Source organism: Candidatus Accumulibacter vicinus, assembly GCF_000584955.1.
In the GTDB taxonomy this organism is placed as follows: domain Bacteria; phylum Pseudomonadota; class Gammaproteobacteria; order Burkholderiales; family Rhodocyclaceae; genus Accumulibacter; species Accumulibacter vicinus.
The window spans coordinates 3,284-9,806 of sequence record NZ_JDSS02000011.1 but is presented as its reverse complement, the minus strand read 5'-3'; the positions used below and the strand labels follow the sequence as shown (position 1 = coordinate 9,806).

Annotated in this window: 5 protein-coding genes; all 5 read right to left on the bottom strand. The window is 67.6% G+C overall.

All coding sequences use genetic code 11. The features are described from left to right. Nucleotides 1–41: 41 nt before the first annotated feature. Nucleotides 42–2,468, bottom strand: coding sequence for an SUMF1/EgtB/PvdO family nonheme iron enzyme (locus tag CAPSK01_RS21625; RefSeq protein WP_273702982.1), 2,427 nt, complete (start codon nucleotides 2,466–2,468; stop codon nucleotides 42–44). After that, nucleotides 2,465–3,475, bottom strand: a complete 1,011-nt coding sequence (locus CAPSK01_RS02785; RefSeq protein WP_034922202.1) for a hypothetical protein — start codon at nucleotides 3,473–3,475, stop codon at nucleotides 2,465–2,467. Before CAPSK01_RS02785 ends, CAPSK01_RS21625 begins: the two co-directional genes overlap by 4 nt. Beyond that, nucleotides 3,459–4,454 carry a MoxR family ATPase gene (locus CAPSK01_RS02780; protein WP_273702981.1) on the bottom strand — a complete coding sequence of 332 codons (996 nt, stop codon included), beginning with the start codon at nucleotides 4,452–4,454 and terminating at the stop codon, nucleotides 3,459–3,461. The genes CAPSK01_RS02785 and CAPSK01_RS02780 overlap by 17 nt, the downstream gene beginning before the upstream one ends. A 14-nt stretch (nucleotides 4,455–4,468) precedes the next feature. Then, complete coding sequence (locus CAPSK01_RS02775; protein WP_034922200.1) at nucleotides 4,469–5,800, bottom strand: toll/interleukin-1 receptor domain-containing protein; 1,332 nt, start codon at nucleotides 5,798–5,800, stop codon at nucleotides 4,469–4,471. 186 nt (nucleotides 5,801–5,986) lie between these two features. Continuing rightward, a partial coding sequence (locus tag CAPSK01_RS21620) for a hypothetical protein (protein ID WP_273702980.1) occupies nucleotides 5,987–6,523 on the bottom strand: 537 nt, incomplete at its 5' end.

Here is a 6,523-nt window from a genome sequence, read left to right as displayed (position 1 = left end):
TTCCAGTCCCCCGGCAGAGCCGGGGGATTTCCCATTTTTGGTTAAAGCCCCGCCGTCGCGTATCGTAAACCGTGGTCGGCGATCCCGGCGAACTTGGCGGAGGCAGCAATGTGGGCAGACGACACCAAACGGAAACCGACGAGGTGGTTCCGGGGGGCAGGGTCGTCCCTGAGGCGCCGCGACGCGCGCGCGGCGGCCGTAAGGGAGAGCCACGAGCCGCCGCGCAGTAACCGCGCCTGACCGCTCATGTCCGGCTGGATCCTCTTTGGCTCATCGTACTGGTTGAGACACCACTCCCAGACGTTTCCCGAGAGATCAAGCACTCCTTCCGCCGAAGCGCCGTGCGGATAGACGCCGACGGCGGTCGTCTGCTCCAGGAACCACTCGCCGACCTTTTCCCCGAAGCCAAATCTGTCGGTTTCATCGATGTTCGCCCGCCCGCTCTCGTACTCTGCCCCCCACGGGTACTGCCGCCCATCGTGCCCGCGCGCTGCGCGCTCCCATTCCTCTTCGGTCGGTAGGCGGACTTCATACCGGAGCTGGGCACTCAGCCAGCGTGTGAAAGCGACGGCTTCGTACCAGTCGACGTCCGTCCGCGGCCGGTTGCCCTGCGGCCAGTGCGAGGGTTCCGGTTGCGGCCGCCGCAAGTCGCGCCACCAGCGCTCTGCGCGGTAGCCGCCGGCGTCCACGAACGTCTGGTACTGGACGTTGGTCACCGGGTAGCGCGCGATCCGGAAAGTCGGTAGCGTGCGTTTCTTGCCTGCCTGATAGACGAATTCGCCACCGGGGATGTCGACCCAGTCGATCTCGGGCAGGCCGTGCGCGTCGAGACCGACGCCACGGCGCGGATCGCCGATTTCGGCGAGGCGGTCGCCGATTGCGAGCCGTCGCGGCGGCGGCGTCTGCGAGATTTCGAGTTCGGCAAGCAGCTCGCTGGCTTCGTCGCTGAGCGGCGGCTCTGCGGGGGACTCCTCCTCGACGACGAACTCGCGCACGCCGACGCCACGGCGCGGATCGCCGATTTCAGCGAGGCGGTCGCCGATTTCGAGTCGCCGCGGCGTCGGCGTCTGCGGGTTTTCGAGTTCGGCAAGCAGGCGCTCGGCTTCGCCCACTGGAGGATCACGCTCGTCATCCGGCGGCGGCGTTTCGCCCGCAAGCCACGCTGCGAGCTGGTGCAGGAAGTCGCCGACTTCCTCTGATGGCTGCCCATCCCGCCAGCCGCGCACGTCGAGCACCCTCTCGGCACCATAGCCGGCCTGCGGCAGTTCGACGGCGGGGTCGACGCGCAGCAGCGCGCTGCGCGTATCTGCCAGCGGAAGTTCGCCCCGCGATTCCTGCAGGCGGCGACACGCGGCACTCGTCCATAGACGCAGCAGGTGGATGGGCTGGCCGGACTCGTCGCTCGTCGATTCGTGTGTCCCTGCCGTTGTCGCTTCCGGCCGCAACTGCACCAGGTGTCCGCGCGTGCCGAGCCAACGGGCGACTGCGCGGGCCTGTTCCGCGTCTTCGGGCAGATGGCTGAGCACGATCCGTGCCGCGCCGCTCGGCTCTTCGTCCGGTGGCAGGTCGACGAGGAGTTCGTAGCGCTGGCCGGTGATCGTGGCCAGGGCGATTCGCCGGCTTGCTGGCGCCAGTTGCACGCGCGTGCCGTTCCGGACCATGTACCAGCCACCTTGCTGGCCGTCCGCCGCGATGTGCAGCGTCGCCGGCAATGGCGTCGGCAAGTCGATCGCGTCGTCCTGTTCGCCGGGCGCGACGAAGTGCAGCACTTGCGCACGAGTGTCCGGGTCGTAGCGGGCTTCGACCGACAAGCGCGCGGGGCGAAGCGAAGCGGGGAGCCTCTCGGCAAGCCAGCCGGGGAGCAATTCGGGCGCGCAGCCGGCGGGAAGTGGAGTCGTGCTGCCGAGGCTGACCGCGGCGAAACGCGTGAGCAGTCGTGCCGCGTCGAATCCGGCACCGGCAGCGCCTATCGTTGCCAGCGCACGCACGCCCCAGCGCGCGAGCCGGATGCGCGCCTGCTCGTCGCTCTCTTCGTAGAGGCGTTTGAGCATGTCTTCGACACCGCTGCGCAGTTCGTCGTGGTCTCCCCGGAGCGCGGCGAGGCGCAGATCCTGTTCGAGGCGATCCTCGGGCTGCCAATGTCGCGTCTGTGCGCGGACGAACTCGACGACTTCGTCGAAGCGTTCCCGCTGGTGCCGCCAGAGGCGATGGAGCAGCAACCGCGCGGCACCCGCATGAAAAACGACCTCGCTGCTGCTGCGCGATGCAACGAGCGGGCTGAACCATAGGAAGTACTCGATCTCGCTGGCACTACCCGGAAAGAAGTGGCGGCGGGCGTTGCGCAACAGCAGCGGTTCGATGCGCGTCGCGGCGGCGAGCACGCGCGCAAGCGGTACGATCTCGGGGGTGCGACGGCGGACGTTGGCGACGACGTCGATTTCGGAGCGGGTCGGCTGCTGCCAGCTCATCGCGGCCAGGCGCCTGCGCGGTCGGTGCGCCGCGAGAGCATCGCCGCGCTTGTCCGCTCGTGCCAATGCACGAGCCGCGCGTGCGGCCCGAGGTCGCGCGGCCAGCAGGCTGGCGACCAGGGGATCAGGATGTTCAGCGGAGATCCCTGCCTGGCGCAGCGGGCCACGAAATCGTGCCAGCCGTCGCCGGCGAAGCGAGCGCGCCGGTCGGGCGCGCCGAAACCGGTGGCGACGACAACCGGGCGTCCGGGTTCGGGCTGCCACGGGACCGGATCGCCTCCCTCCGGTGGCCAGCAGTGCGCGTCACCGGGCAGCGTGTCGAACTCGAATACCGACACGCGTTCCCTGCCGAGCACGTCCACGAACTGCTGCGAGAGATGGCGCAGGTCTTCCCACAGGGGCAGCATGCTGTCGCTGAAATCGAGCAGCAACTGACAGCCGCGCGCCAGCGTTTCCTCCGGCAGCCGAGGCAACGCACGCGGCAGGCGGCCGGCGATCAGGTGGCGCAGCAGCGCGTCGACGTCGAGTTGCTCGCCGGCGCGCGGCGTCGATAACGCGGCGGTGAACACGCCGCGCATGGTACGTGCGGGAAAAAGGCTCGCGCGGGGCAACGGGATGGTACGCTGCAGATCGAGGCGCTGGTAGCCGCTACTGATCCACGCAGGCTTTTCCGGGAAAGCGCTCGGCGATTGCGGATCGATGGCCTGTAGCGTTGCGCGTAGCTTTTGCGCCGGCAGATCGACGGGCGCTGGCGATCGTGGTGGCGCATCGAAACCTGACGGCTTCTTCGCGGCCATCTGGCTCGCCTGGCGCCGAGCGCGCTGCTGGCTACGATCGTAAATGCGCTCGCTCTCCTTGGTCGAGGTCGCGATGTCCGGCGCCGCGGACAGGCCGAAACCAAGGCTGGCGGCAATCGCCCGCGCCGTTGCCGCATCGCCTGGCTGCAGCGTGGCCAGTACGGTGAGCAGCTCGCCGAGATGGATTTCGCCCCTACGCGGCGGATTCACTGTCTGCCTTCGTGGCACTTTCCGGCTCGCCAGGCTTGAGGAGCACGGCGCGCTCGACCTGCCGCCATACGGGATCGTCGGCGCTGATCCGGACGTCGAGTGCTTCGCAAGCGCGTACGGCGTCGAGAAACTCGCTCGTTCCCGGCGGCCGCCGACCCATCTCCCTGGCCTTGGCGCGGAACTCGGTCATCTTCGCCGCGAGCGCTTCGACGCGGTCGCGGTTGGCGCCGTCGTAGTGCTTGCGCGCAATCGCGACGAGTCGATCCGGTGTGGGTTCGTCGAGAACGAGTCTGACGCAGCGGCGCAGGAACGCCTGCGGCAATTCGCGTTCGCCGTTAGTGGTGATCACCGTCAGCAACTCGCGCTCCGGGCTCGCCGACACGTACTTTCCGTTCGGTAGCCGAAAGCCACGCCGGTCGAGCGGTTCGAGAAGGTCGTTCGGCAGGTCGGGCTCGGCCTTGTCGATCTCGTCGATCAGCAGCACGGTCCCGTGTGGCGGCGCTTTGCGCGTCCGTTCGATTCCCGGCAATGCAGCGCAGACGCCGCATTGCCTGGCGTCTGCGGACAGGCCGTGCGTGCTTGCGCTGTCGCGGTCGAAGGCCCACCAGAAGACTCCGGGGCGATAGTAGGCCTCGTCGGCTCTCAGCGCGGGCGCGCCGCCGATCGCGGCGGCGCGCTGCGCGTCGTGCAGGCGGCTCAGGTGATCGACCTCGACGGTAAGTTTTTCGAGCCGCGTGCGCGAAGTGATCGTCTCGCACAGGAAGGTCCAACCGATCTCGGCAGCCAGCGCCTCGGCGAGGCAGGTCTTGCCGCAACCCGGAAGACCTTCGACGAGCAATGGTCGTTGCGTCGCCAGAGCGACCCGCAGTGCCGTGACCGCCTCGGCAGAGAAAAGGTAGGGATCAATTTTTCGGTCCGGGTCGCCGGCGAAGCAGGCGTTGGCGGCAGGAACCAGCTCCCAGGAGGCTTGTTTGCTCATCGTGTTCTTCCTTGCTAACTGTTCTTGATCAGATCCCAGGTGTCGAGTTCGCGATCGTGCTGCTCCTCCTCGACGAGCAGGTTCAGCGCGGGATCGACCACGCGGACTCCCTCGGGCAGGCCGGCAGGCATTTCGTCGTCGATGCCGAGCACGACGAGCAGCCCCTGGTACTGGCCGTGCAGCGTTCGCAGGTCGTCGACGAGGCGTGCATCGCGGTCGGGCCACAACGTCGGAGCGATGAAGACGACGATCTGCCAGTCGTCCGCGCGCAGGCTGCTGAGGCGCCGGCGCAGTGCTTCGTCGTTGGCGCGGCTGCCCCGGCACAATTGCGCGCGCAGTTGCTCGCAAACTTCGTCGGCGACTTCTCGGTCGGTAGGTATCCGGGCGATCGGAACCCACTGGAAGCGGCGCGTTTCAGGCCAGGCGCGCTTCAGGTAGCGATTCAGTGTGTAGTAGGGTCGCTCGGGAAAATCCGGATCCCCGGAAGCCAGGAAAGCGCCGTTCAGTACCAGGCTTTGCGCGCCGGCTTCTTTCTCGGTCAGACACGCGGCGGCGTTCGGGTTGATCCATTGCGCGTTCAGGCATTTGAGCAGGCCGGCGCAGTGGTTGCCGTTGTGTCCAGAGCAGAGCAGGTGGTCAAAAACCTTCTGCGTACGACGCAGCGTGTCCTCGCCATTTTCGAGAAGGTGCGTGGCAATCGACCTGGCGTAGCGCGTCGCGCGATCCGGGTGCGCGACGCACGGCCGGCTCCCCGGACACAGCTTGTCCCAGAGCGCCTCCAAGACTTTCTGGCCAAGGTTGCGCACGAGCCACGCCTCGACGGCCGTGCCGGTTTGCCGGTAGGCACTCGGCTGGCCGCTGAACAGCGTTTCAGGCTCGCCGAGGATCGGCCGTAGTCGGGCAACGATCTCCTGCGCGCTGTTGACTTCGGGAATCGCTTGCAGCCGCTTGAGTCGGAGGGCTGCAAAGTAGCCTTGGTCGAGGTCGGCGACGGTCGTCTGGCCGGCGAGCAGGACGGGAACCAGGTGGAATCCGGGGTCGTTCATCGCGCGGCTGCCGAGAACCGCCGCTTCGAGTTTCACCCAATCGGACTCCTCGACGGCGCGGCGCGAAAACACGATCAGGGCAGCGTCACAGTCCCAGAGCAAACCATGCAGCACAGTTTCCCAATCGTCTCCGGCGCGAAGCGCATCGTGGTCAACGAGCACTTCCACCTGCGAGCCGTAGACCTGCTCGATCTGCCCGGGAAGATCGAGCAGCAACTGCCAGTTCGCCTGCGCCTGCGCGTCGCTGGTCTCGTCGTCGCGCAAGCGCGAGCTGTGGCTGACGAAAAGTTTGAGTGGCATGGGTGGAGATTCAGGGGCTGGGATAGGGATTGGGGAAAGGCCTGCGGGCTGCGTCCTGCGCTTTAATGTGAAAGTCGTGTCAGCGACTCACGAACCTTCCCTCTCCCCTTGCGTGAGAGAGGGGTTGGGGGAGAGGGAAACGGTCATGACTTTCATGATCGGGGGTGTCTGGAAAAGTCATGACTGTTAGCCGCTCGCCGCGAGCAGTTGCCGGCTGTCGATCAGCTCGATCGTGAAGGCGCCGGTTTCACGTGCCTGGCGCACGACTTCGGCGACGCCACCGGTCGAGGAGTCGTTCTCGTCGCCGTCCCACAGGGCGAGCAGCGTGCGCGCGCTGCAGTGCCACGCCTGCGCCGAGCGGACGATCCAGCGGATTCCGCGCTGCCACAGTTCGGGGTTGCGTTCGTGCAGCCAGCGTGGCAGCTCGGGGCCGTCCTGCAGCACGCGGATTGCTTCGGCGTGCTGGCGCGCGAGCGCGAGCAGGCGGTTGCGCCAGTCGTCGCGCGTGCCGAAAGCCAGGGCGGAGACGTTTTCGAGCGGCATCGGCAGGCAGAGCAGCGTCGGGACGCCGAGTTCGGCGCAGACTTCGTGCGCCAGGATGTCGGCGCCGGGAGCGGCCGAAGCGAGCAGCAGCAGCGGCCCGTGTTGCTCGCGCAGGCGCTCGAGGTGCGCGCGCAGCAGCTCGCGCGCGGTCTGCTCGGCGCGCGCCGGGAAGCGCGGCGG